Raw genomic sequence first — 21,274 nt, forward strand, 5'->3', positions numbered from 1 at the left:
GGCAACTCAGGGGTGGAGTAATGCCCGCTGCTCCCCACGGGCCATTGCCCTGTCGGAGCCGCTGCCCAAAGCACGCGATCCCGCGACTCTGGCAGGGCAGTCTCAGGCTAGCGAGGTTAAGATTGAAGCGTTACAGCCCATTGATTGAGGCATCGTTTGATTGACAACCCCGCATCGCGATGCCCATATCGTGATATCCGCTGAGGAGGATCTATGTCCGTAGTTACCCAGTCCCCCTATACCCGCGAGCAGATTAAAGTCTGGCTCCGGGGGCTGCTCACCATGGCCTGGGCAGACGGCAACTTCGATGAAGACGAAAAGGCGCTGATTGCCAAGATCACCGAAGACGAACTGGCTCCAGAGCTGGATTTTGAGCACTTTGAACCCGTTACCCCCGCCGAGGTGGCTCGGGTGCTGGGGAACGACCCCCATATGGCCGAAAACTTTCTGCGCATGGCGGTGATGGTGGCCCTGGCCGACGGCGTGTATTCCGTCGAAGAAGACGCCCAGCTCCAGGCGCTGTGTGAGGCCCTAAATCTGCAAGAAACGGTGCTCGCCTCGGTGCGATCGACCCTCTACAGCCTCAAGCCCGAGAATGCCGCCGTTGCCGCTGGCCTGCGTCCCCCCACCAACGGCAAGCTCGACCCGCTCAAGCCCGCCCGCGAATGGCTCGACCAGCTAGAGGTGCACGACCCGCGCCTGGCCCGCTTTGTGTGCAAGCTGATTCCGTCTCAGTGCCCCTTTGAGCGCGATGTGGTGCTGTTTAAGAAAAAGCTGATGCACATTCCGCCCATGTGCAAAATTAACCCGCTATACGATCAGCTGGTGGGCCTGCGGTTTCGCGCCCTGTCGTACCTGGCTGACGACTGCGGCGAAGATGTGACACCGCTGCTGTAGGGCGGTCTGCATGGTTGGGGTTAGAAAGTAGGGTGCACTCGCGGCCAAAGCACCTTCCAGAAATGTCCGACTCATTCCCGATCGCCGCAATGCACCGCTCTCGTTTAACGGATTTCTCACTGTACGGGTCTGGTGCATTGCTTCGCGAATGCACCCTACGGGACGCATGAAAATGGCATGGTAAGAGCAATCGCGGCCAATGCTCAATTTTGGCGCTGTACGTCGTTCTTGTGCCTTGCGATCGCTACAGCGACTCCGGTTCTTTGCCAGAGACCACGGGGGCGATCGCACTGAGCTTGAGTTCGGGATGGTCAGACTGAATCTGCTGACAATTCCACTCGTTTTTGAACAGCAGCACCGGGCGATCCCAGCTGTCTTTTACAGTGACGGTGTTAAACAGTCGCCCGACTTTTTCCAGCGCTTCCCAGCCGCCATCGACCCAGCGAGCGACGGAGTAGGGCAATGGCTCAATGCGGGTTTCGACGTTGTACTCGTGCTGCATGCGGTACTGCACCACCTCTAGCTGGAGCTGGCCCACAGCGGCGAGAATCGGGTCGCGCTTCGACTCGTCGGCGGAAAACATGATCTGCACCGCCCCCTCTTCGCGCAGCTCAGACACCCCCTTTTGAAACTGTTTGTACTTGGAGGGGTTGGGGTTCTTCAGGTAGGCAAAAATCTCGGGCGAAAAGCAGGGAATGCCGTCGTACTCCAGCCGCTTGCCCTGGTAGATGGTGTCGCCGATCGCGAACACGCCGGGGTTATTCAGGCCAATCACGTCGCCGGGGTAGGCTTCTTCGAGAGATTCGCGGCCCTGGCCGAACAGCTTTTGGGGATGCGATAGGCGCACCGACTTGCCGCTGCGGGCGTGGCTGACCACCATATCTTTCTCAAACTTGCCGGAGCACACCCGTACAAAGGCGATGCGGTCCCTGTGCTTGGGGTCCATATTCGCCTGGAGCTTAAACACAAACCCCGAAAAGTCTTCGTTGGTGGGGGGAATTTGGCCCAGGGTGCTGCTGCGGGCCGAGGGCTTGAGGGCGTAGTCGAGAAAGGCATCAAGAAATAGCTGGACGCCAAAGTTGGTCATGGCGCTGCCGAAAAACACCGGAGTTTGCTGCCCGGCGTGGACGGCCTCTAAATCGAGCGCTGGCCCCAGCTCTTCAATCACCTCCAGCTCTTCTTTGAACTGGTAGTAGAGGTCTTGGTCGAGCAGGTCTTCGATCGCCGGGTCGCCCAGGTCAATCACGGTGTCTTTGGCGGCGCGCTTGCCGTGGATGCTGCGCTCGAACAGGTGAATCTGGCGGTGGCGACGGTCGAATACGCCCTTGAAGCGATCGCCCATCCCAATCGGCCAGTTGACCGCGTAGGTTTGCAGCCCCAGCCGCTGCTCGATCTCATCCAGCAGCTCCAGGGGTTCCCGCGCCGGACGGTCCATCTTGTTGAAGAAGGTGAAGATAGGCAGGGCGCGCATGCGGCACACCTCAAACAGCTTCAGGGTTTGAGGTTCTAGACCTTTGGCGGCGTCTTCGAGCATGACGGCGTTGTCGGCGGCGGCCAGGGTGCGGTAGGTGTCTTCGCTAAAGTCCTGGTGGCCGGGGGTATCGAGCAGGTTGATGGTGTAGCCGCCGTAGGCAAATTGCAGCACCGTGGAGGTAATCGAAATGCCCCGCTGCTGCTCCAGCTCCATCCAGTCGGAGGTGGCGCTGCGCTGGGCTCGCTTGGCCTTCACCGCCCCGGCTTCCTGAATTGCGCCTCCGTAGAGCAGCAGCTTTTCGGTCAGCGTCGTTTTACCGGCGTCGGGGTGGGAAATGATGGCAAAATTGCGCCGCTGCTCGACCGCATCGGCGATGTCGGCGGAAATCTCGGCGGCGGTTGCGGCGGCGTCAGTCATGAACTCGCGATACTCGTAAAAATTGGTACTTCTCTCTATCTATTGTAGAGGGTGGCTCCAGCGAAGCGAAACCGGGCTGCCGGGTGCTGATCCTGGCTCCAGGCTTCGCCCTGCCTGCCCCCAGAGCGGTGCGGCTTTGAGAGAGGGGATTCTACAGCAGCCCCCGGTAGCGAATAAACAATAGCGCGATCGCCCAGGACCCCAGGGCCACCTTGAGCGCCACCAGCATATTCAGCAGCGGGATCACGCCGCCGCTCAGCAGCGTACCAAACTGGCCAGGGGGCAGCTCAACGCCGACCAGGGTCAGCACCGCCAGAAGAATGAAAATTAGCACCGAAACCTTTTCCCAGGCGGCGGCCCGCCAGCGCTCGTAGATCGCCTGCATCCACTCGGGCGAAGGGGCCGTAATGGCGATTAGACCGATCGCCGTGCCGCCCGCTACCCCGGCCGCAAAGCCGCCCCCGGGGCTGAGGTGGCCCCGAATCGCCAGTTCGATACCCACCAGAGCGGCGATGGTAGCGCCAAGCCGGGCCAGCACAATGGACGGCTGGTCGGTAAAGCTGTAGAAGGGAACCGAAGGGGTTTCGTCAGCCAGCAGGTACTTGGCCCCCATAACCGCAAGGCTAAACACTACGACTTCAAACAGAGTGTCGTAGAGGCGATTGCGAAAGATAATCCCCGATACCGCGTTGGGAATGCCGGTATCGGCGGCGATCGCATCTACCACCGCCAGTTCAGCGCTGGCCGTCGCCGGGTCGGGCAAAATCAGCATCTTGAAGAAAAAGAGTACCCCTGCCGTCAGGTAAACCCAGATCATCACTGTTCCTCCGTTAGGGTGGGGGCCTCGGGTAAGGGGCCGAGATCGTCGTCGCCATATAGCCTGGCCTCTGCGATCGCCCCCGGCAGTTCGGTCGCAAAAATGTCTGCCAGCCGCCGCACCCGCACCAGAATGCGGGGGGCCACCGCCTCAGCGGCGGGGCCAGGACGGTCCATCAGGCAGATGCCGTGCACCTCTTTGGCCGCCAGTCCCTGGCGCAGCGTCTGCTCATCGGCGTAGGGCACCAGCTCCAGCCGCAGCTGGTAGCGCTTCAGCATGGCCCGCAGGTAGTCGAGCATGGGCTGCCACTGCAGATTGTTTTTCGCCCCCTCGCCCTCCAGCACCCCCAGCCGCATCACCAGGGACGATCGCACCGCCACCACGTAGAGGGTAATCGCCAGCATGGTCCCCACCAGGGCTTCGGTCAGCGCCACGTCGGCTCCGCCCAGCATGGCATAGACCAGGGCCGCGATCGCCCCCAAAATGCCCCGCAGCACCAGCGCCTGGTAGGGGTTCTGCTGAAAAACCACCATCGCCGCCGACAGCGGCAGCAGCAGCATAATGGCGTAGACATAGCTGGCCATCATCGGGCTATCCGCCATGGCCCACCTGCCGGTCTTCACCCGCAACGCAGTAGGCCAGCACGTAGCCCAGCACCGTATTCCACACCGCCAGCGAAATTAAAGCCAGCACCAGCAGCGGCCACTCCTGGGGAATGCGCAGCAGCAGCCCCACCACGATCGCCATCGAACCCAGGGTGTCGGCCACCGACAGCCCGTGGAGTTTGTAGAGCACCGATCGCCGGCCCAGCAGGGGCCAGGTGCCCCAGTACCAAAACACCAGGCCCAGCCCAATGCAGATATAGCTAAGGATATTAATCATCACCCCTCCATTACATCGTTAACCCGCTTGACAATGTGGGCCAGCAGCATTAGCGCCGCATTGCCCACGCTGAGAATTAGCACGCCGACTACGCCGATCATCCAGTCATCCTGCAAAACAGCAATGACCAAAATCATCACGGAGGTTTTAGTGGCGATACTGGCAAAGGCCAGCATGCGCTGCCAAATATCCTCATCCTGAAGCGCTTCAATCATCGGAATTAGCAGCGCTCCAATCATTGCAATTAACACCAGAGTCATGGTGATTCTCTCCGCTGAATTCCATGCACCTCGTACCAGCCCTGCTCTCGGTAGCGCTGCACAATGGTTTTGGGGGTAAACGTAATCAGAAAAATATCCAGAAAAATCAGGCTGGGGGTACGGCGGGGTTTAGCTCGATCAACGGTAACAATTTCGTGATTGTGAGGCCAGATCATAATTTCAAACGCTTCTTTATAGGCTTGGGGAATCGCCACCACGACTTCCCACAGAGTGCGTAGCCAATCTTTGAGCCGCCCCGGGTTAGTTGCCCCCCGGGGCAGCAGGAGGGCCACGCCTACCCCAATCAAAATGTTGGCCCAGCTCAGATCGGCGGTCAGCAAAAACCAGATGGTCAACCGCAAAATTATGTTTAAGTATCCCGTCATGCCAGCACCATGCCAAACAAAACCATCAGCATTACGCTCATCACCCCAATCAAATGTTCAAACTCCTCTAAAACCTGGGGCAGCTTCACGACCAGCCGCTGAATAATGAGTCGGTAAACCAGCCAGCCCAGGGCAATAATAGCCAATGGCTTGACGATATTGGCCAGGCTGTAGGCGTCGTAGTAGGCCACATTGGCCACCACCAGCCCCGCCAGCAGCAGCAGCACCGCAGGCCAAAAGCCGGGCTTGGTCGCCTGGGTTGTCGCAGGAGCGTGGGGCAAAAAAATAAATTTAGCAAAGGAAATGGCGGTGCCCAGGGCGGCTACATTCATGGCAATGACCTGCCAGGGCAGCAGGTTTTTCATGGTTAGCACCTTGGCCCCAAAGCCCGACAGCAGGGGAAAGCCAGAAATCGAAAAGCTGGCAATTACCAGGGCAATCCAGATTGGGGTGGGAATGGGTTGCTCGTGGAGAGTCTTAAAACTGCGGCTGGGCAACGCGCCTGCGCTCAAAAACAGGGCCGCTTTGACCAGGCCGTGGGTGAGGGCATAAAAGCCGCCCACCTCGGGGGCCGCCAGCACAAACCCCATCTGCGATACCGTGTGAAAGGCCAGCATGCGCTTGGTGTCTTTTTCGAACATGGCGTAGGCTACCCCCAGCAGGGCGGTACCGGCCCCAAAAACACGCACAATCGGGTCGATGTCCTCCAGCATGAGGGCCAGACGCACCAGCGGAAACACCCCCGCTTTTACCACCACCCCCGACATCAGGGCCGAAACCGGGGTTTCTGACTCTGAGTGGGTGAGGGGCAGCCATAGCCCCGAGATAAAAATGCCGCCCTTGGTCAGCAGGCCCAGCAGGAGCAGCGCCAGGGCCTCGATGGGAGCCCCCTCCAGGGCCTCAAACGCAAAGGACTGGCGGGTTTGATACACCAGCGCGGCCCCCATCAGGTAGAACAGCATGGCGGTATTGCTGACAAATAGGTAGCGCAGAGCTACCCACAGACTGCGATGGCCTCTAGAGGCCGGTCCTTGACCATCGCTGCGCGGGTAGGCAATCAGCAAAAATGTGGCAATACCGATCACCTCTAGCGCCACGTAGAGGCTGATCAAATCGGCACAGATAAAGGCCGCATTGACGCTGCCGTGGAGAACGATCGCCTGGGTGTAGAAAAAGGTGGTTTTGCCGCTGTGCCAGCAGTAGAGAATGACGGCCGCCGTCACCAGAGCATTGGTGAGGATAAAAAAGGCGCTGAGGCTGTCGGCTACCAGCGTGACGCCAAAATTGTCGAGCAGGTGCCAGCTCAGGGGAGCGGGCTGGCCAAACAGCACCATAGCGTAGGCCATCGACACCAGGGTGACGACCAGCGCAAACATGCGGTGGTCTAAGACCCGCCCCCAGGGGCGATCGCTCTGGGGCAGCAGGTAAATGCTAAACCCCACCAAAAACGGCAGCGCGATCCAGAGCATGGTCCACAGCATCATGGCCGATACTCCTGCTCGATGGCGCGGGTTTCTAGCGTGGGGTTATCGCGGGCCAGCTTCATCACCGCCACCAGCATCAGCGCCTGAATCGAAAAGCCAATCACGATCGCCGTCAAGATCACCGCCTGAGGCACCGGGTCAGCGTAGTTTCCCGCCGTTCTGGGGGCCAGGATAGGCGTATACACCCCACCCTTAGCCGCCACCAGCACAAACAGGGCGATCACCCCGGTGCTCATCACGTCCATTGCGATGATTTTCATCACCAAATTTTCCTTTAGCAAAATGCCAAAGAAACCTAAAAGAATGGTGGCGTAAACACAGGCGTAGAGCATGGATCTAGAGAGAATAAGAACGTTTAGGGGCAAACGCCAGGTCAATCGAAAAGGCCAGCGGGCCAGGCGTAAAGCAGAGAGTTAATCCGATGATCAATTGGTCTTTATCTATGATTTCTATCAGACATTCTCTCTATATTTTTTATGAATGATTTCCATGAATAATATCTATGAGTAAAAGACGCTAGCTTTTGACAGTTTATCGGCCAGAAGTGCTGCTCCGTCGGGCCTTTGCCGCCCTGAACATCTAAATGGCACCTTCGCAAAGAGGCGGTTTTTCGGTTGACGTTGCTGTATCGGAGTCAGTCATAAACTCGCAACATTCGCAACATTGATTCTATTGTAAAGGGTGGCTCCAGCGAAACGAAATCGGGCTGCTGGACGCTGGGGTTGGCCGCATATTCTACCCTGCTCAAAAGCCCTAGCGTGAGTTTTAGAAAACTCGATCCTGTGTGGTGGGCGATATCACGCGATCGCATTTTTAGGTCGATCGCGGCTGTCAGCCAGGGGTTGGCCACCTGGAGCTAGTACTTGAAGGCTGAAATATACCGACTATTCCAGCTCACTTGGCTCCCCTGCCCCCCTGCTCCTTCGCGATTGACAACAGTCGTCACACTTGTGCCGCAGTCTACTAGGGCCTGCCAACCGCACGGCGCGATCGCTGACCGACAGCGCTATGGATTGCGCCCCTGAGATTTAGCTCTGGCCCAAATCGGTGCTGTAGCGCCAAAAATTCGCTACCCTAAACGGTCGTGTAGTGCGGGGCAGCGAAAGGAATGACGGCGATAGAACGGGTCGGCAACGTGATGGTGGGTCTGCTGCTAGGCGCGGCCCTGGCGGCGGGTGGTGGGCTGGGCCCAGCCCTGGCCAAAACCCCTGAAACGGGCAATGCTAGCGAAATTTACCTGAAGCAATCGCGATCGCAGTCCTACCGCTATGCTATGCTGGCGGGCTATTCGGCTGCCGAGCGCAAAGACTACAACACGGCGCTGATCAACTTTCGCCGGGCGCTGGCCTTTAGACCGGGCGATCGCTACGCCACCGCCGCCATTCGCAACATGGAAACCTACCTGGCTCAGGAGCATGCCGAGGCCGCCAAACAGGCCGAAATTGCCCAGCGCCAGGAAACTTTGGCCAGAGCCGTGGCCGCCAGCGACTGGGCCTGTGCCGCCGCCTCGGTCGATCGCCTGGTGGTGCTGGTGCCCCCCGATTCCGCCGCCCGCGCTCGCCTGATCGCCTACCGGGGCGAACTCACGGGCTTCATTCAGGCGCGGGCCAACTTAGACCAGTGGTCTACGGTGTGCCCTGGGGGCCAGACCTAGGGGCGTCGGAGAAGGTTCGAATTGGCAGGCTCCAGCTTCGATCTTGGGTTATTCTGCTGAAAAGCTCGGCCCTCGACGGTTCTCCCTATGCCCCACGATTTGCAACTTCTCGACGTCCGCCTGCCCGATCGCGACGGGCGATGGAATGTAGCCCTGAGTCAGGGAAAAATTGCGGCGATCGCCTCCTCCCCTCTTCCCCCAGACGGTGAACGTCTCGATGCCCAGGGCCAGCTGCTCATTCCTGGCCTGGTAGACGGGCACATTCACCTCGACAAGGCGCTGCTGCTCGATCGCCAACCAGCCCAGGCGGGCACCTTTGCCGAAGCCATGGCCGAAACTCTCCGACTCAAGCAGGGCTTCACCGTCGATGATATTCAAGCCCGCGCTCGCCAGGTGCTCGAAACCGCGATCGGCTTTGGTATCACCAACCTGCGCAGCCATGTGGAGGTTGACCCCACCGCCGGACTGCGGGCCATGGAAGCCCTGCTGCCCCTGCGCCAGGAATACGCCTGGGGCATTACTCTACAGCTGGCGGTGTTTGCCCAGGAGGGCATTACCCAACAGCCCGAAACCCTGCCGCTGTTACGTCAGGCCATGGCCATGGGGGGCGATGTAATCGGTTCGGCCCCCTATGTCGATACCGACCCCAAAGCCAACGTGCGGCACATCTTCGACATCGCCCAGGAGTTTGACTGCGATGTCGATTTTCACCTCGACTTTTTAGATGATGACGAGCCGCTGCTGCTGCCCTTTGTGATTGACGAAACCCAGCGTCGGGGCTGGCATGGCCGGGTGTGCCTGGGCCACATGACCAAGCTGGCCTGGCTGCCCCCAGAGGAGCTGGCAGACCTGGCCACCGCCCTGCGGGAAAGCCAAATTTCAGTTCTGGCCCTGCCCGCCTCGGACCTGTACATGATGGCCCGCCGGGAGACCCACAGCCAGCGCCGGGGGGTCGCCCCCATCCATCGCCTCGCGGCACAGGGGGTCAACGTGGGGGTGGCCACCAACAACATTCTCAATTTGTTTACCCCCTTTGGCGACGGCGATGTGCTGAAAATCTGCACCCTGCTGGCCCAGGTGCTGCAGATGGGCACCACCGCCAGCCACCGGCTCTGTTTGGCCATGGCCACCACCCAGGCAGCCCGAGCGATCGGCATTGCCGATGTGGGGCTGAATGTGGGCGATCGCGCCGACCTGGTGCTGCTGAGCGCCACCTCGGTCTCAGAGGCGGTAGGGGCTGCCCCCCAGGGGCGCACGGTGATCAAAGCTGGTCGAGTGGTGGCTCAAAGTCGGCTGGACCAACAGCTGTTTGCGCCCCGGAATGCAGTAGTTCAATAGTTAGAGGCAGGCCTGAACGGCGATGGTCAAAGACCCGCCAAAGGGGCGAACGCCAGCAAGGCATAATAACAAGTGGGTTTATCCCCATCTTTCGTTGTGCCCCCATCGCCTTCTGTATGAACTATCTGGTCGCCGTTTTAGACAACCGCATCAAAGCCGAAGAGGCCTACAGCGCCCTGGAGCAGGCCAGCCTGCCCTCAGAGGACATTGATATTTTGGGTAAAGGCTTCAAGAGCGCCGATGAGTACGGCCTCATCGACCCCGCCAACCAGGCCTGGAAACAAATTCGCCTGATGATGCTCTGGCTGGTGCCCTTTGGCTTCGTGGCCGGGTTTGTGTTCAACATCATCACCGGGCTAGACACCTTTGCCTTTGCGGGACGGCTGGGAAATCAGCTGATCGGCGGGCTGCTCGGGGCTGCATCGGGAGCCATGGGGGCGTTTTTCATTGGCGGCGGGGTCGGTTTTGCCGTCGGCGGCGGCGATGCCCTCTCCTACCGCAATCGGCTCAACGACGGCAAGTTTTTGGTGGTAGTGCGCGGCTCCGAGGCGGTCGTGCGCCAGGCTACCCCAATTCTGCGCCAGTTTCGTCCCGAGAATATCCAGGGTTATGCGGGCAAGGGGTGACCTGGTCTCGTCCAGTTCGTCAGCGCAGATAGCCAAACTAGCGGCCTAACCAGCGGTTCAGCGACCTAAAACCAGCTTCACTAGCCAGTCAGACAGGCTGGGCACCGTGAGGTGGTTGAAGTGCCGTTAATGCACTCGTAGCCCGACATGGGTTCAAACAGAGCATCGGGAGCCTGGGCAGTTTTGAGATCATCGGTGCGCTGGCCGCGAAAGGCAATGTGGGCCAGCGCAAAGCCGATCAACCCTGGGGATAACCGCTGGCTCCAGTCCAGCAGTCGGCCTACATCGCCCACGATAAAGTCTCGAATTGGGTGCTCAGCGGCATAGAGAATAGCATCGGAGACCAGGCGAGGGTCGTAGTAGGGGGAATGCCGGTGGGTTTGACGCCAATTTTGGTCCGGGCGTGGTTGTAGAAGGGGGTGTTGATCACGGCGGGCTTGATGCTAATGACGTTGATGGCTTGCCCCTCATGCTCTAGCTCCACCCGCAGGGATTCAAGAAAGCCCTCCAGCCAGTGCTTAGCGGTTGAGTAAGCGCTTTGCAGCGGCAGAGCCCGTCTCCTTTCCATGGAGGAAACGGCAATTAGCGATCCTTGACCCGTTTGTTTGAGATACGGCAGTACCACTTTTGCCCCATGGACCTGGCCCATGAGGGTAACATCCCTCACCCGTCGAAACTCTTTAATGGTCATGGTTTCGAAGGGGGCGACCATGCCAGCGGCGGGCGGCACAGTGAACCCAGGTGTCAATCCGGCCAAAGGTGGCATTGGCGGCCTTTGCGATCGCATTGACCTGCTCAAACTTAGCGACGTCGGCGGTAACGGCGATCGCCTCGCCCCCCCAGCTGCTGAATCTCTTTTACGAGTGAGGTTAGCTCATCCTGGTTGCGCGCCGCCACGGCAACTTTTGCATTACGTTTGGCCAATTCGAGCGCGGTACTGCGACCGATGCCGCTAGAGGCCCCCACAACAACGACGACCTGCTGATTGAGTGGCTTGAGCTGCATGGAAAGCCTTTAATCTTCTCCAGTTTTGGATGGACTGTTTAATGTTGAGCCGATGTTGGGGATGATGTTAGGGAGCGTGGGTTTCGCCCGACCCCACAATGCCAACCTTGTGGCGAAACATAAGTTCACCCCCGTACCAGCCGCTGGCCAGCAGCAGCGTTGCCACTACCCAGGACAAAACTAGTCCGGTTGGCAAAATACTAAATTCTGGGCTGGCCAAGCGAATAGCAAAATTTCCGATCGTCAACACGAGCACCGCTACGTTGAGCACCATATGCGCCCATCCGGCCCGACGGCTGCGCGCCCTAGGAATGCGGATAAAGTCAAACATACCAATCACGGCAGCGGCTACCCCCGATAGCAAACCCACGCCCAACAGCCACACTGAAGCCTGCGACCAGAATGCGCTCTTTGTTATCCAGTAGCCCAGGTCGGTACCCGCCACACCGCTGAGAAAAGCGATCGGAAAAATGACTATGATGGGATGAATTGGATGGCCCAAAATAGCGACAGAGCTAGTAATACCAGTGCCGTGATACTCTGTGGGCCGACTGTCAATAATGGGCGGAATGTTTGGATAAGGAACATTCATATCCTGATGGCCTTGTTGGGCTTCTCGTGTTTCCATAATGCCTCTTAGGTACAGCTATACTTCAGTACTGAATGGTTTATATTGTGAGGTCTTTGCGCTTCCGGGTACTCGGGCTTAGGGATGAAATTCTACCTGCGTCAGGCAACCCTAAAATTTGGGCTTAGACCTGGCGATCGACTGAGCCCATGATGATGTCAGCGCTGCCCAAAACTACGGTAATATCGGCAACTTTGACCCCCCTGAGCAAAAACGGCAAAATCTGTAGATTGACAAAATCTGGGGCTCGAATTTTCCATCGCCACGGAAACTCATTGCCATTGCCAATTAGAAAAATGCCCATTTCGCCTCTGCCGATTTTGACTCGGGCGTAGTGGTCTCCCTCAGGGATTTTGAAGGTAGGCGCTATTTTTTTGCCGATGAATTGGTAGTCAGCGCCATTCCACTTCGACTTGGGCCCTTCCGCCATCCGCTTGGCCTCCAGGTTTTCTAAGGGGCCGCCAAAAAGGCCGCCCAGGGCCTGCAGCACAATTTTGGCCGACTGCCGCATCTCGCGAATGCGCACAAATACGTTTTTGGAAAGCTCTTGGGTGACCTGGGGGCGATCGCTGGGGAAAGCCACCCGCTCATGATCCTGTAGGTAAGTGAGCTGATTCGGGTTACTGTTAGAGACCATTGCCCTATCTCTTGCACTAGCTTTTGGCACAAAACATCCTGCTCTTGGGGCTGTCGTGGAGGCTCTTAACTCAAGCCGACCCTATAATTTTATTTACGTAACTTATAGTCAAAACTGACCATAGATAGCGTTCTACGGCGCCCGTTTTACGGGCCTAACAAGGTCAAGCTAAGCTGATTTAGCCAAAAACAAAACTACTAGGTGTATAAGAGTCTAAGCGCTGCAAAAGCTAACCTCGTCTTCCCTGAGGCATATATAGATTCGATCATTTTGTGCCTAATCTACTGACACTCAAATCGAGGCGATTCTGATCGGGCGCAGCTAATTTTTAAGGCATGGCATTGCTGTGGCTGGTGGCCAAACTGCTCTTTGATGCGATCGCGCCGTCTTGAGTTGGCCCACCGATATCCGCAGTACCGAGCCGCTTCAAAATACCCGCCTGCACCGTTGCTTGGGCAGTACAAGCTAAACCAGCACCTTGGCTTCGTATTCGGGGAGGTCGGTGGTCAAAACCCCGCCATCAACCTCAACGTCATAGTCATTCCCCCATTCATGCCATGTGCCATCGTGGGGGAAATTAGTAATTTTATAGTCGGCGATGTACTGGTCCGAAAAGTTAACGACAACGACAACTCTAGAGCCCTCGTCGTTCCAGCGAACGAAAGCCAGCACGTTCGACTCCGAATCTTCAAAGAAAAACTCGACATTTTCGGTACGCAGGGCGTGGCTTTGCTTTCGCAGGTCAATCAGGCCTTTGTAGTGTTCAAACAGGTCGCGATTGCGATCGTTTGCTAGCAGAGTCCAGTCAATTTTATTTGGGTCTAGAGACTTGGGCTTGTAGGCCCCATACTCTTCCCCCATCCAGATTAAGGGCACACCCATCGATGTCATAACTAGAACTGCGCCCAGCTTCGCTCGCTTGAAGGCCGCATCATCGAATATTTCGTGGTTGCCTAACTGCACCATTAAATGATCGTGGTCGTGGTTGCTGAGGTAAGTAATAGCGTTAACCGCGCCTAAGTAGCCCGATCGCTTAGCATCAACTAGTTCTTTGATGCTGTCTGTATTGATGCCTTCTCCCCACAGCATAGGCACGAGATTGTGCAAAAAACCATCGCGCCAGCAGGCATCGAGAGGGCCATCTAAATTAGTTGCATCGGGAGACTCTGGAATAAGTTCGCCAATATTATAGAAGGGTTTGAGATGAGCATCTTGGGAATTTTGGCTGGCCAGTTCTTTGAGAAAGTCAAAGTGGCCCATTTGGCTCACCGCGTCAAATCGATAGCCGTCGATGTGGTACTCTGAAATCCAAAAGCGAACTACGTCTTTGACAAATTCTTGAGCTGGACAGAGATCGAGGTGCTCGTCGTAGTGGTCGTAGTCAAACTCTGGGCCCCAATTGTACTCGGCATCTTTAGGTTCGCGGCGATACCAGTAGGTGTAGTCGATTTTAGTGAGCGGAGCTTCAGAACCAGAGTGATTTAGGATGATGTCTAAAATGACGCGAATGCCTCGGGCATGGCACTCATCGACGAGATACTTCATGTCTTTAGAACTGCCATAGGCAGACTCGACCGCAAAATAATGGTGAGTGTTGTAGCCCCATCCCTGCTCGCCCGGAAATTCTTGAATGGGCATTAGCTCAATGGCGTTGATGCCTAATTCACAGAGATAGTCTAGCTTTTCGGTGATGTGCTCAAGTTTACCCCGGGGGTAGGGATCGTCTTCGCCCCCAGAGAAGTCGCTTACCAAAATTTCGTAAATAACAAGTTCATCATTTTGGGGTAAATCTTTGTCGTCGTGATTCCACACATAATCATCAACAATGGGTTCGCCATCTTTAATAAAAATAATAGTGTTTTGATGAATCTCATCGACGTGGTTGGCTCTAGGATCGATTACCTCAACCCACTCGTCGGGCTCTAGAAAAAAGCTTTTAGACTGCACCCGAAACTTATACTCGTAGCGCCCGTCCTCCAGATCTACGGAGGTGCGAAAATAGCCGTCCTTCCCCTTTTTCATGGTAATGTCTTGCCAATTGGAGAAGGAGCCAAACAAGATGGCACCTTCGTTGTAAGGCGCAAACAATCTGAACTCGACCGAACGGGTCATGGCCCATACCCTTTTTCACCTCCAGAACTATGGTGTCAAAATTGATTATTTTCACCTATCTTTAGGAAGAAACAAGGTAATTCAACCGTAAAAGGAGCTGCCCCTGGGGTTACATGAAAGCATCTCCCAGCATCATCGTTATTGGCAGCGGCATTGGCGGCCTGTGCTGTGGGGCGCTGCTGGCCCGCTACGGCTACCGCGTCACCGTCTGCGAAAGTCATACCATTGCGGGCGGGGCCGCCCACGGCTTTGAGCGCGGCGGCTACACCTTTGACTCAGGGCCATCGCTCTACTCGGGCATGTCCTACCGGGGTTCCACCAACCCCCTGCGCCACGTGCTCGATGCGGTGGGTGAGGGTGACAGCGTCGCCTGGGCCAACTACGACACCTGGGGCGTGCGCCTTCCCGAGGGCGATTTTGACACCACCGTAGGCAACGACCAGTTTGCCCAGGTGCTCCAAACCCTGCGGGGCGATGCCGCTGTGCGGGAGTGGCGTCATCTGCACAAGGCGATGGTGCCGTTGGGAAAAGCCGCTACGGCCCTGCCCCCCGCCGCCCTGCGGCTCGACCTGGGCGCCTTGCAAACCGTCGCCCCCTACGCCTGGAATCTGCTGCGCAATGCTCCCGCCTTAACTCAATCCAGTCAGCCCTTCAGCGCCGTACTCGATCGCACCATCCGCGACCCCTTTATTCGCCACTGGATGAACCTGCTGTGCTTTTTGCTGTCGGGCCTGCCCGCCGAGGGCACCAGCACCGCCGAAATGGCCTTTATGTTTGCCGAGTGGTACCGTCCCGGCGTCAGCCTCGACTACCCGATGGGGGGCAGTGCCGCCCTGGTCAACGCCCTGGAGCGCGGCCTGGAAAAATTTGGCGGCACCCTGCGGCTGGGCGCCCATGTCGAGCAGATTTTGGTGGCAGGGGGACGCGCTGCTGGTGTCACCCTCCGCTCTGGCGAAACCCTCAAAGCCAGCACCGTTATTGCCAACGCCTCCATCTGGGATACCCTCCGGCTGGTGCCCGAGGGCGCTCTGCCGAAGGCATTTGTAGCGAAACGCCAGGCCACCCCCGCGTGCCCCAGCTTTCTGCACCTGCACCTGGGCATCGATGGTGCAGGTCTGCCTGCCGATCTGGCCTGCCACTACATCACCGTCGAGGATTGGGCGGCGGGCATTGAGGCGCCCCAAAACCTGATCGTGATGTCGATTCCCACCGTGCTCGACCCGTCGCTAGCGCCGCCGGGCAAGCACACCGTTCATGTTTACACCCCGGCTACGGAACCCTACGCCCTGTGGCAAAGCCTCGATCGCCGCAGCGACGCCTACGCAAGCTTAAAAAAAGAGCGGGCACAACCGCTCTGGCAGGCCCTAGAGCGCATTATCCCCGATGTGCGCCAGCGGGTTGAGGTTGAGCTGGTGGGCACGCCCCTCACCCACGAGCGCTTTTTGCGCTGTCATCGGGGCAGCTACGGCCCCGCAATTTCGGCCCAGGACGGCCTGTTCCCAGGGCCAAAGACGCCATTAAAAGGGCTATTCTGCGTGGGTGGGTCTATATTTCCGGGCATTGGCCTGCCAGCGGTAGCCGCCTGCGGACTGATTACGGCCAATACCCTGACCTCGGTGGGCAGGCATCGTCAAATGCTCAAAGAAATAATGGGGTAGGCGCGATCGCACCCACCCCATCAAGGTTCTTTCAGCTATGCTCGAACAATCAGGCTTGACTAACGAACGACGGCACCGCGATACTTGAGACCGTCGGTGTGGGTCTCGGTGCGATCGCCAGTGGCCAGGTGGCGGGTAACCACAGCACCTCTATAGCGCCCGATCACTTCTTCTGAAACATGCAGATCAGAAGTAGCTACTTCGTAATTGATTCCACGGTACTTGAGTGACATAATCTCGCCTCGCTTTGTTGTCTTGAAGGGTACAGAGGCGCGTTCCTTCAGGGTGTTTCCCCTACTTCCGTCTCTTTGTAGAGAGATGAACGTTTTGTCTTTCTGTATTCATTGTTACCGTTCCCCCTCTTGCTGTCAAGGCAACTGTGTCAGGGATTGCTGATTTTCCCGGCCTGGGAAACTGGCCGGGGACACCCAAAAACAAGTCTCCAAAGCCCTATGCCCAGGGCTTTGGAGACATTCAGAGAGCGCCCGTGGGCGCCAGAGACCGAACAGCGTCAGCCGCTCAAGCCTGGGTTTCCTGGGTCTGGTCGCGCACCAGCGCACTCCAGTTGTCATCGGTCATGGCGGCGGCCAGGTTTGCTTCGGGCTGGGTGGCGCTGGTGGCCTGGGCCAGATCCAGCTCCTTAGACAGGGTGCCATCGGCCATGGCGCGACGCAGCTTCAGCTTTTTCTCTTCGTAGGCTTCCCGTTCGGCGGCAGACATGACCTGAGTGGCGGCTTCCCGTATGGTGCCGGCCCAGGTGCCATCTACATTGCCGGGTGGGGGGCTGGGCAGGGCGGCAATCCATTCGTCCCGCAGGGCCGCCATGGTCTCTCGCTTAGGGAACTGGAAGGGTTGCACCGTTACCAGGGCGCACACCGCTTCTCCTTTCTGGACGAGATGGCTGCGCAGAGACAGCGATACGTTGCGGGAGATGCCAATGAACTGCGGCTGGCGATCGCGATCGAGCACGGTATAGACCCCCGTCACCTTCGTCCCCTGGGTTTGCTCGCACCAGTCGGCAACGGGGAGGGGAGTGGGGCCAATGTCCGCCGGAACGGGGGCCGCAGTGTCGGCGGCATGCTCATCGGCGGCGCTGTACAGAAAGTCGTGAAGACTGCGATGTTCGGCAGGGACGTTCTGATGCTCGATCGCGTCTGTTTTTTCAGAGGTCAAAGGTTTAGCCATGTTGACGTCAAGGCCTTCATTATGCTCCGAAACCGTGCGATCGCGCCATGGCACCGTGGATGGGTCAAGGCCAGAGCCGATCTTTAACCGCTGCTCCCACCCGATCTACTAAATCCCCGGCGTCGGCATCAAACCACTGCACCGCCGCCCGATTGCGAAACCAGGTGCGCTGGCGTTTGGCAAACTGGCGCGTGTGCTGCACTATGTCGGCCTGGGCCGCCGCCAGGGAAATATCCCCCTGCACGTGGCGCAGCATTTCGGCGTAGCCCAGGGTCTGAAGGAGGGGCAGGGCGGGGCCGTACTTTTGGGCCAGATAGGCTACTTCAGCCACAAACCCGGCTTCGACCATAGCCTCGGTGCGTCGGGCAATGCGGCGCTCCAGGGCCAGGGCATCGCAGTCGAGGCCCAGGTACAGCACCGGATAGGGCGGCGGCGATGCCCCCTGGAGCGCCGACAGAGGCTGCCCGGTGACATAGTAGACCTCCAGGGCGCGCACGGTGCGAACCGGGTCGTGGGGATGAATACGCTCGGCAGCGGCGGGATCGAGGGCCTGAAGCAGGGCGTAGCAGTGGGGCTGGCCGAGATCGCTCAACTGCTGGCGCAGGGCAGGCTGGGGTGCCACTGGCGGAATTTGCAGCCCTTTTACCACCGCATCTATATAGAGTCCGGTGCCCCCCACCAGCAGCGGTAGCTGCTCTCCCTGACCGTGCAGCGCTCGAATTAATCCCTGCGCCTGCCGCTGGTACTGGGCCAGGGTGAGGGTTTCCGTCGGATCGCAAATGTCTATTAAATAGTGGGGCACCTGAGTCTGCTCAAACGCCGAAGGTTTTGCGGTGCCAATATCAAACTCTCGATATACTTGTCGGGAATCGGCGCTGAGAATGACCCCGCCCAGTCTCTGAGCGAGGGCGATCGCCAGGGATGACTTGCCCGTAGCGGTAGCACCGCCAATCACCAGTAAAAACGGTACAATTGAACTATCTATACTGCCCCCCCGAGGCGATAATTCTAGTTGAGAAAATTTTGGTGATTGCATCCCTGGTCCATTCTTCGTCTGAAGCTGCCTTAGAACCCGCTGTGGCTGCTTTGTGCTATAATCTTCTAGCGTTTTAGCCTGTCGGGTAGTCAGGCGGCTTTAAGCCCATTTTTGGAGCGTACAACATGACAACCGATTACGGTGCTGACCAGATTCAGGTGCTTGAGGGGCTTGAGCCGGTTCGCAAGCGTCCGGGTATGTACATTGGCAGCACTGGACCCCGTGGACTCCATCACCTAGTGTACGAGGTTGTTGATAACTCCGTAGACGAGGCGCTGGCGGGCCACTGCGATCGCATCGATATTTCCCTCAACGCCGATGGCTCGGTCTCCGTCACCGACAACGGGCGCGGCATTCCCACCGATATTCACCCCCGCACCGGCAAGTCGGCTCTCGAAACGGTGATGACCGTGCTCCACGCCGGGGGCAAGTTTGGCGGCGGCGGCTACAAGGTGTCCGGCGGCCTGCACGGCGTCGGTATTTCTGTCGTCAACGCCCTGTCCGAGTGGGTTGAAGTCACCGTATGGCGCGAGGGCAAGGAGCACAAGCAGCGTTTCGAGCGCGGCGTGCCCGTGGGGGAACTGGCGGTCGAGAAAATTGCTGAAAAGCGTCAGGGCACCTCGATCACCTTTTTGCCGGACACCGAGATTTTTCACAACGGTACTGAGTTCGACTACGACACCCTCTGCGGGCGACTGCGAGAGTTAGCCTACCTCAACGCGGGTATTCAGGTCATATTCACCGACTACCGCCTCGATGTCATCAAAGCTGACAAACCCAAGGTTTCCACCTACCACTACGCGGGTGGCATCATTGAGTACGTGCAGTACATCAACCACGACAAGCAGCCCATCCACGACGAGATTATCCACATCTCCTCTGAGCGCGACGGCGTACAGGTGGAGGCGGCGCTGCAGTGGTGTATCGACGCCTATTCCGACAACCTGCTGGGCTTTGCCAACAACATTCGCACCATCGACGGCGGCACCCACTTGGAGGGGCTAAAAGCGGTGCTGACCCGCACCCTCAACAACGTCAGCCGCAAGCGCAACAAGCGCAAAGACGGCGACTCCAACCTGGCCGGGGAAAACATCCGCGAGGGGCTGACGGCGATTATTTCGGTGAAGGTGCCCGACCCCGAGTTTGAGGGCCAGACCAAGACAAAGCTGGGCAACACCGAGGTGCGCGGTATCGTCGATTCCCTGGTGGGCGAGGCGCTGACCGAGTACCTCGACTTTCACCCCAACGTGGCCGACGCCATCCTAGAGAAGGCGATTCAGTCGTTCAATGCCGCTGAGGCGGCCCGGCGCGCCCGCGATCTGGTGCGCCGCAAGTCGGTGCTGGAGTCGTCTACCCTGCCCGGCAAGCTGGCCGACTGCAGCAGCCGCGACCCCAGCGAGTCGGAGATCTTTATTGTGGAGGGTGACTCGGCGGGCGGCAGCGCCAAGCAGGGACGCGATCGCCGCTTCCAGGCCATTCTCCCCCTGCGGGGCAAAATTCTCAACATTGAGAAAACCGAAGATTCTAAAATCTACAAAAACACCGAGATTCAGGCGCTGATCACCGCCCTGGGCATGGGCATTCGCGGCGAAGAGTTTAACCCGGCCCAGCTGCGCTATCACCGCATCTGTCTGATGACCGACGCCGACGTGGACGGGGCCCACATTCGCACCCTGCTGCTGACCTTTTTCTACCGCTACCAGCGCGATCTGGTCGACCAGGGCTATGTGTACATCGCCTGCCCGCCCCTGTATAAGGTGGAGCGAGGCCGCAACCACTGGTACTGCTACAACGAGCGCGAGCTGCAAAACCTGATCACCAACGAGTTTCCGGCCAACGCCAACTACACGGTGCAGCGGTTTAAGGGTCTGGGCGAAATGATGCCCCAGCAGCTGTGGGAAACCACCATGGATCCCGCCACCCGCACCATGAAGCGGGTGGAGATTGAAGATGCGGCCGAGGCCGATCGCATCTTTACGATTTTGATGGGCGATCGCGTTGCTCCCCGCCGCGAGTTCATTGAGACCTATGGCCCCCGTATGAAAATGGAAGACCTGGACATCTAAACCGCAAAACCTCACCCAGCCTCACCCTGAGCGTTCGCCCAGAATGCTCAGGGTGCTTGCAATGGCGCATCTACTCAAGCTAAGTGGCACGGCCCAGGCGGCGAAGCACCACGGCCTGGAGCCAAACCACCGCGATCGGAAAAACGGTTCCAAGCATGATCCACAGCCCCCCATCGTCGTAGTCAGAAGATCTGCACTTAGCCCAAAGCAAACCCAAACCAATCAGGCCCAGAAGCATCCCACTTCCTACCAATAGACCAACGAACAGCCCCCCTAACCAGCCCAAGATTTCTTGAATCAAACCGGGATTGGGGTGGTTGGTATCCAACCAAATCACAAAGAGGGCGGCGTAAGTAAAAAGAGTTCCAAGTCCCACAACACCAAGGGCAGACCAATCGTCAGACCCATATTGGCTAGCATAGGCATCGAGAGCTATAGCTGTCCTAAGCGTTGCCTGCAGCGTAATCGAGTTGAGCAAAAAGATTTTTAGGAATAGCACTAAAAAGTTTGTGCCATGCCAATTGTTCATCGGCTTCTGGAGCAGAGCAAGGACAAATGCCTGTAGCGCCATAAACAGCGCTAGGAACATCAGGCCCTCCATGGTTTATAGCGAGAGCCAGAGAGGTAGGACATTTCACAGATGACTCCTGTGCGATAGCTATACGCGATACGCGGCCTCAACCAGCTAAAAAAACAAGACACCGCCCATATA

General features: G+C 58.0%; 20 protein-coding genes, 2 pseudogenes and 1 riboswitch. Of the genes and pseudogenes, 6 read left to right on the forward strand and 16 right to left on the reverse strand.

Translation table 11 applies throughout. The features are described from left to right. Nucleotides 1–213: 213 nt before the first annotated feature. The gene (locus LEPTO7104_RS0123410) at nt 214–897 is read left to right on the forward strand and encodes a DUF533 domain-containing protein (protein WP_017301022.1); all 684 of its coding nucleotides are present in this window, start codon (nt 214–216) and stop codon (nt 895–897) included. Between the two features lie 244 nt (nt 898–1,141). On the opposite strand, the gene prfC is transcribed toward LEPTO7104_RS0123410, so the two are convergent. The 8 genes from prfC to LEPTO7104_RS0123450 form a co-directional block, all read right to left on the reverse strand. Next, a complete protein-coding gene (gene prfC, locus LEPTO7104_RS0123415) occupies nt 1,142–2,788 on the reverse strand; it encodes a peptide chain release factor 3 (protein WP_017301023.1) in 1,647 nt (548 codons plus the stop codon). A gap of 151 nt (nt 2,789–2,939) precedes the next feature. Then, complete coding sequence (locus LEPTO7104_RS0123420) at nt 2,940–3,605, reverse strand: Na(+)/H(+) antiporter subunit B (protein ID WP_017301024.1); 666 nt, start codon at nt 3,603–3,605, stop codon at nt 2,940–2,942. Continuing rightward, the gene (locus LEPTO7104_RS35030) at nt 3,605–4,192 is read right to left on the reverse strand and encodes a DUF4040 domain-containing protein (protein ID WP_083887193.1); all 588 of its coding nucleotides are present in this window, start codon (nt 4,190–4,192) and stop codon (nt 3,605–3,607) included. Before LEPTO7104_RS35030 ends, LEPTO7104_RS0123420 begins: the two co-directional genes overlap by 1 nt. Nucleotides 4,193–4,196: 4 nt before the next feature. After that, entirely contained in the window at nt 4,197–4,487 is a 291-nt protein-coding gene (locus tag LEPTO7104_RS0123430) for a monovalent cation/H(+) antiporter subunit G (protein ID WP_017301026.1), read from the reverse strand. After that, on the reverse strand, nt 4,487–4,747 hold the full coding sequence (locus tag LEPTO7104_RS0123435; RefSeq protein ID WP_017301027.1) for a hypothetical protein: 261 nt from the start codon (nt 4,745–4,747) through the stop codon (nt 4,487–4,489). The genes LEPTO7104_RS0123430 and LEPTO7104_RS0123435 overlap by 1 nt, the downstream gene beginning before the upstream one ends. Further along, nucleotides 4,744–5,133 (reverse strand): Na+/H+ antiporter subunit E, encoded by a 390-nt coding sequence (locus tag LEPTO7104_RS0123440; RefSeq protein WP_017301028.1) that lies wholly within the window; start codon nt 5,131–5,133, stop codon nt 4,744–4,746. Before LEPTO7104_RS0123440 ends, LEPTO7104_RS0123435 begins: the two co-directional genes overlap by 4 nt. Beyond that, nucleotides 5,130–6,617, reverse strand: a complete 1,488-nt coding sequence (locus LEPTO7104_RS0123445) for a cation:proton antiporter (protein WP_017301029.1) — start codon at nt 6,615–6,617, stop codon at nt 5,130–5,132. The genes LEPTO7104_RS0123440 and LEPTO7104_RS0123445 overlap by 4 nt, the downstream gene beginning before the upstream one ends. Then, entirely contained in the window at nt 6,614–6,949 is a 336-nt protein-coding gene (locus tag LEPTO7104_RS0123450) for a cation:proton antiporter subunit C (RefSeq protein WP_017301030.1), read from the reverse strand. Before LEPTO7104_RS0123450 ends, LEPTO7104_RS0123445 begins: the two co-directional genes overlap by 4 nt. A 776-nt stretch (nt 6,950–7,725) precedes the next feature. Between LEPTO7104_RS0123450 and LEPTO7104_RS0123455 the strand changes: the two genes are divergently transcribed. The 3 genes from LEPTO7104_RS0123455 to LEPTO7104_RS0123465 all read left to right on the forward strand — a co-directional run bounded on the left by LEPTO7104_RS0123455 (nt 7,726) and on the right by LEPTO7104_RS0123465 (nt 10,235). Next, a complete protein-coding gene (locus LEPTO7104_RS0123455) occupies nt 7,726–8,271 on the forward strand; it encodes a hypothetical protein (protein ID WP_017301031.1) in 546 nt (181 codons plus the stop codon). Nucleotides 8,272–8,358: 87 nt separating this feature from the next. Then, nucleotides 8,359–9,609, forward strand: coding sequence for an amidohydrolase family protein (locus tag LEPTO7104_RS35035; protein ID WP_017301032.1), 1,251 nt, complete (start codon nt 8,359–8,361; stop codon nt 9,607–9,609). A gap of 116 nt (nt 9,610–9,725) precedes the next feature. Beyond that, on the forward strand, nt 9,726–10,235 hold the full coding sequence (locus LEPTO7104_RS0123465) for a hypothetical protein (RefSeq protein ID WP_017301033.1): 510 nt from the start codon (nt 9,726–9,728) through the stop codon (nt 10,233–10,235). A gap of 57 nt (nt 10,236–10,292) precedes the next feature. Here LEPTO7104_RS0123465 and LEPTO7104_RS43740 read toward each other — a convergent pair. From LEPTO7104_RS43740 to LEPTO7104_RS0123485, 4 genes and pseudogenes are all read right to left on the reverse strand, one after another. Continuing rightward, nucleotides 10,293–11,240: pseudogene (locus LEPTO7104_RS43740) on the reverse strand (SDR family oxidoreductase). 67 nt (nt 11,241–11,307) lie between these two features. Further along, the gene (locus LEPTO7104_RS0123475) at nt 11,308–11,868 is read right to left on the reverse strand and encodes a DUF2231 domain-containing protein (RefSeq protein WP_026073012.1); all 561 of its coding nucleotides are present in this window, start codon (nt 11,866–11,868) and stop codon (nt 11,308–11,310) included. A 124-nt stretch (nt 11,869–11,992) separates the two neighbouring features. Beyond that, a pseudogene (locus tag LEPTO7104_RS0123480) lies at nt 11,993–12,394 on the reverse strand (NADH-quinone oxidoreductase subunit D-related protein); the annotation flags it as partial. A gap of 576 nt (nt 12,395–12,970) precedes the next feature. After that, nucleotides 12,971–14,617, reverse strand: a complete 1,647-nt coding sequence (locus LEPTO7104_RS0123485; RefSeq protein WP_017301037.1) for an alpha-amylase family glycosyl hydrolase — start codon at nt 14,615–14,617, stop codon at nt 12,971–12,973. 113 nt (nt 14,618–14,730) lie between these two features. Between LEPTO7104_RS0123485 and LEPTO7104_RS0123490 the strand changes: the two genes are divergently transcribed. Further along, nucleotides 14,731–16,275 carry a phytoene desaturase family protein gene (locus tag LEPTO7104_RS0123490; RefSeq protein ID WP_017301038.1) on the forward strand — a complete coding sequence of 515 codons (1,545 nt, stop codon included), beginning with the start codon at nt 14,731–14,733 and terminating at the stop codon, nt 16,273–16,275. 59 nt (nt 16,276–16,334) lie between these two features. Here the strand turns inward: LEPTO7104_RS0123490 and LEPTO7104_RS38600 are convergent, their stop codons facing one another. From LEPTO7104_RS38600 to miaA, 3 genes are all read right to left on the reverse strand, one after another. Further along, entirely contained in the window at nt 16,335–16,508 is a 174-nt protein-coding gene (locus LEPTO7104_RS38600; protein WP_083887120.1) for a DUF4278 domain-containing protein, read from the reverse strand. 36 nt (nt 16,509–16,544) lie between these two features. Further along, a riboswitch (Glutamine riboswitch) is annotated at nt 16,545–16,602 on the reverse strand. Between the two features lie 192 nt (nt 16,603–16,794). Then, nucleotides 16,795–17,460 carry a GIY-YIG nuclease family protein gene (locus LEPTO7104_RS0123495; protein ID WP_051158625.1) on the reverse strand — a complete coding sequence of 222 codons (666 nt, stop codon included), beginning with the start codon at nt 17,458–17,460 and terminating at the stop codon, nt 16,795–16,797. 64 nt (nt 17,461–17,524) lie between these two features. Then, nucleotides 17,525–18,496 (reverse strand): tRNA (adenosine(37)-N6)-dimethylallyltransferase MiaA, encoded by a 972-nt coding sequence (gene miaA, locus LEPTO7104_RS0123500; protein ID WP_083887121.1) that lies wholly within the window; start codon nt 18,494–18,496, stop codon nt 17,525–17,527. Nucleotides 18,497–18,621: 125 nt separating this feature from the next. Between miaA and gyrB the strand changes: the two genes are divergently transcribed. Continuing rightward, nucleotides 18,622–20,562, forward strand: coding sequence for a DNA topoisomerase (ATP-hydrolyzing) subunit B (gene gyrB / locus LEPTO7104_RS0123505; RefSeq protein ID WP_017301041.1), 1,941 nt, complete (start codon nt 18,622–18,624; stop codon nt 20,560–20,562). 79 nt (nt 20,563–20,641) lie between these two features. Here gyrB and LEPTO7104_RS0123510 read toward each other — a convergent pair whose 3' ends face one another. Further along, nucleotides 20,642–21,151 carry a hypothetical protein gene (locus LEPTO7104_RS0123510; protein WP_155523743.1) on the reverse strand — a complete coding sequence of 170 codons (510 nt, stop codon included), beginning with the start codon at nt 21,149–21,151 and terminating at the stop codon, nt 20,642–20,644. Between the last annotated feature and the right edge of the window lie 123 nt (nt 21,152–21,274).

The organism is Nodosilinea nodulosa PCC 7104, assembly GCF_000309385.1.
Lineage (GTDB): Bacteria > Cyanobacteriota > Cyanobacteriia > Phormidesmidales > Phormidesmidaceae > Nodosilinea > Nodosilinea nodulosa.

Coding starts and splice junctions, on each gene's coding strand:
- LEPTO7104_RS0123410 (WP_017301022.1), top strand. CDS start 214: ATGTCCGTAGTTACCCAGTCCCCCTATACCCGCGAGCAGATTAAAGTC.
- prfC (WP_017301023.1), bottom strand. CDS start 2,788: ATGACTGACGCCGCCGCAACCGCCGCCGAGATTTCCGCCGACATCGCC.
- LEPTO7104_RS0123420 (WP_017301024.1), bottom strand. CDS start 3,605: ATGATCTGGGTTTACCTGACGGCAGGGGTACTCTTTTTCTTCAAGATG.
- LEPTO7104_RS35030 (WP_083887193.1), bottom strand. CDS start 4,192: ATGATGGCCAGCTATGTCTACGCCATTATGCTGCTGCTGCCGCTGTCG.
- LEPTO7104_RS0123430 (WP_017301026.1), bottom strand. CDS start 4,487: ATGATTAATATCCTTAGCTATATCTGCATTGGGCTGGGCCTGGTGTTT.
- LEPTO7104_RS0123435 (WP_017301027.1), bottom strand. CDS start 4,747: ATGACTCTGGTGTTAATTGCAATGATTGGAGCGCTGCTAATTCCGATG.
- LEPTO7104_RS0123440 (WP_017301028.1), bottom strand. CDS start 5,133: ATGACGGGATACTTAAACATAATTTTGCGGTTGACCATCTGGTTTTTG.
- LEPTO7104_RS0123445 (WP_017301029.1), bottom strand. CDS start 6,617: ATGATGCTGTGGACCATGCTCTGGATCGCGCTGCCGTTTTTGGTGGGG.
- LEPTO7104_RS0123450 (WP_017301030.1), bottom strand. CDS start 6,949: ATGCTCTACGCCTGTGTTTACGCCACCATTCTTTTAGGTTTCTTTGGC.
- LEPTO7104_RS0123455 (WP_017301031.1), top strand. CDS start 7,726: ATGACGGCGATAGAACGGGTCGGCAACGTGATGGTGGGTCTGCTGCTA.
- LEPTO7104_RS35035 (WP_017301032.1), top strand. CDS start 8,359: ATGCCCCACGATTTGCAACTTCTCGACGTCCGCCTGCCCGATCGCGAC.
- LEPTO7104_RS0123465 (WP_017301033.1), top strand. CDS start 9,726: ATGAACTATCTGGTCGCCGTTTTAGACAACCGCATCAAAGCCGAAGAG.
- LEPTO7104_RS0123475 (WP_026073012.1), bottom strand. CDS start 11,868: ATGGAAACACGAGAAGCCCAACAAGGCCATCAGGATATGAATGTTCCT.
- LEPTO7104_RS0123485 (WP_017301037.1), bottom strand. CDS start 14,617: ATGACCCGTTCGGTCGAGTTCAGATTGTTTGCGCCTTACAACGAAGGT.
- LEPTO7104_RS0123490 (WP_017301038.1), top strand. CDS start 14,731: ATGAAAGCATCTCCCAGCATCATCGTTATTGGCAGCGGCATTGGCGGC.
- LEPTO7104_RS38600 (WP_083887120.1), bottom strand. CDS start 16,508: ATGTCACTCAAGTACCGTGGAATCAATTACGAAGTAGCTACTTCTGAT.
- LEPTO7104_RS0123495 (WP_051158625.1), bottom strand. CDS start 17,460: ATGGCTAAACCTTTGACCTCTGAAAAAACAGACGCGATCGAGCATCAG.
- miaA (WP_083887121.1), bottom strand. CDS start 18,496: ATGCAATCACCAAAATTTTCTCAACTAGAATTATCGCCTCGGGGGGGC.
- gyrB (WP_017301041.1), top strand. CDS start 18,622: ATGACAACCGATTACGGTGCTGACCAGATTCAGGTGCTTGAGGGGCTT.
- LEPTO7104_RS0123510 (WP_155523743.1), bottom strand. CDS start 21,151: ATGTTCCTAGCGCTGTTTATGGCGCTACAGGCATTTGTCCTTGCTCTG.